This window comes from Spongiibacter pelagi (genome assembly GCF_014705705.1).
In the GTDB taxonomy this organism is placed as follows: domain Bacteria; phylum Pseudomonadota; class Gammaproteobacteria; order Pseudomonadales; family Spongiibacteraceae; genus Spongiibacter; species Spongiibacter pelagi.
Genome location: NZ_JACXLD010000038.1, coordinates 1 through 2,434 on the forward strand (window position 1 = coordinate 1; position 2,434 = coordinate 2,434).

Consider the following 2,434-nt stretch of genomic DNA (forward strand, 5'->3'; position numbering starts at 1 on the left):
TGTTCGGCGACAATTAGGATGACCGGTTAGCGACAACTATCTTGGCCGGTTGGGTATGACAATAGGCATTTGTTTTCCTCCATGGAGCACAAGTGCCTGGTCAACACATTACCCACCGACAAGAGGATCTGTATATGCAGCATCGTAAAGCCGGCGCCAGTCAGGAAGTGGCCGCCGCCAAAGCAGGTATTTCCGTCCGCTCCGGACGGCGCATTGAACAAGCTGGGGGAGCCCGCAGTAAAACTGAACGTGATTGGCGCACTCGTGAAGATCCGCTCGAGGCTGTGTGGAGCGCTGAGCTTGTACCGCTGCTTGAGCGAGAGCCGTCACTGACGGGAACCACCCTGCTCGACTATCTGGAAGAGCATTACCCCGAACACTATGATCAGCGCATCCTGCGCACGTTGCAGCGACGCGTTAAACAATGGAAAGCCCTACACGGCCCTGACCGGGAGGTGATGTTCCGGCAGCAGGCCGTGGTATCACAGCAAGGTTTCTCCGACTTCACCCATCCTGACAGTCCAATCACCCTTCAGGGCAAACCCTTCGCGCATCTGCTGTATCAGTTTCGTCTGGCCTACAGTGGCTGGCGTTCAGTCACTGTAGTGCAAGGAGGCGAGAGCTATGCGGCTTTGGCCTGCGGTCTGCAACGCGCTTTGAAACAAGCGGGAGGCAGTCCTCTGGAACACCGCACCGACAGTCTGAGCGCAGCGCGTAATAATACGCAAAATGTCTGGACAGATGACTACATCAAGCTGTGCGAGCACTACGGCATGCAGCCCACCCGCAACAATCCCGGGCAGTCCCATGAGAATGGCGTAGTTGAGTGTGCCAATGGCTCACTCAAGCAACGCTTGTCTCAGCAACTGAAGCTGCGCGGCCATGCCGACTTTGATTCGGTTGAAGCCTACCAGGCGCTGATCGATCAGGTGGTGGATAAACTGAACCGTCGGACTCGCAGTCGCTTTGCCGAAGAGCAGGCCTCCCTGCAACCCCTGCCTGGCGATGAGATGGCGGATTACCGGACGCTCAACGTCAAAGTTACCCGTTCATCGACCATCGAGATCAGGCGCGTCGTCTATACCGTGCCCTCACGGCTGATTGGTGAACGCGTTCAGGTGCGCTTGCATCACGATCAATTGGCGCTGTACGTCGGCCAACAATGGGCACTGACCTTGCCGCGCGTTTATCCCAAGCCCGGTGAACAGCGGGCACGCAGCATCAATTACCGTCACGTGATTCGCTCACTGGCCTCCAAGCCGCAGGCGTTTCGCTATTCCCAGCTGCGCGATGATTTACTGCCTGACGACAATTACCGTGAACTCTGGCATCTGGCTGACCAACACCTGGAGGCTCGTGAGGCCTGTAAATGGATCGTGACCGTCCTGAGGCTGGCGTTTGAGTACGACGATGAAAGGGGGTTAGGAGAAGACTTGTTGGCGCCAGCCCGGGCAGGTCACTTCGCGTCAATTACGGACATGCAGGCGCGTTACCTGAGCGGCCAGACAATCACGTCTTCGGTGATGACCGCCCAACATCCATTGGCCAGCTACGATGAATTGCTCTCTTCGATCAGAGGCGAGAGCCAACGCGAAGCCGCTATGGCGGAGGGCTGCTCATGAGCGATACCGTTGCCCTGTTACTCAAAGAACTCAAGCTGCCTGCGTTTGTTCGTCACTACCAATCACTGTGGGATCTTGCGGTAGAGAAAGGCTGGTCGCACACAGACTATCTGTCCGCCCTGTGCGAATACGAGCTATCCGACCGCTATCAGAGGCGAACCTACAAGTGGCTGCGTGAAGCCGGTCTGGTCAACAATAAAACCTTTGCCACCTTGGAAAACAGCGAGCTGATCAAAGCCCAGCAAACCGCGCTGGCTAAACTACAGCAGGACATAGACTGGGCGCACCGCGCTGACAATGTCTTGCTGCTAGGCCCGAGCGGCACCGGCAAAACCCACATTGCCAACGCCCTGGGACATCGGCTAGTAGAGCAGGGTATTCGCTGCAAGCTGTTTCCAGCCATCGCCCTGGTTCAGCTATTGCAGCAAGCCAAGCGCGACCTGGATCTGATGACAGCGATGACCCGGCTGGATAAATACCGGGTACTCATCATTGACGACATCGGCTATGTGAAGAAAACGGATGCGGAAACGCATGTGCTCTTTGAGTTCATCGCGCACCGCTACGAAAGCGGCAGCCTCATCATCACCGCCAATCAGCCGTTCAGCGAATGGGATCAAATCTTTCCTGACAGCATCATGACTGTGGCAGCGATTGACCGGCTTATCCACCACGCGACAATTATCGAACTGGAGGGAGAAAGTTACCGGAAACAGCAGCACATGGAAAAGGCGAAAAGCCAGTAGAAAACTGAACCACCCAACCGGCCATCATAGTTGTCGCCGACCGGACAAGATAGTTGACGCTAAACA

General features: G+C 56.1%; 2 protein-coding genes. Both read left to right on the forward strand.

Annotated elements, in window-relative coordinates; translation table 11 throughout:
- Positions 1–92: 92 nt before the first annotated feature.
- Complete coding sequence (gene istA / locus IB286_RS15295) at positions 93–1,622, forward strand: IS21 family transposase (RefSeq protein ID WP_317889781.1); 1,530 nt, start codon at positions 93–95, stop codon at positions 1,620–1,622.
- A complete protein-coding gene (istB, locus tag IB286_RS15300; protein ID WP_190767024.1) occupies positions 1,619–2,368 on the forward strand; it encodes an IS21-like element helper ATPase IstB in 750 nt (249 codons plus the stop codon). Before istA ends, istB begins: the two co-directional genes overlap by 4 nt.
- Positions 2,369–2,434: the final 66 nt, after the last annotated feature.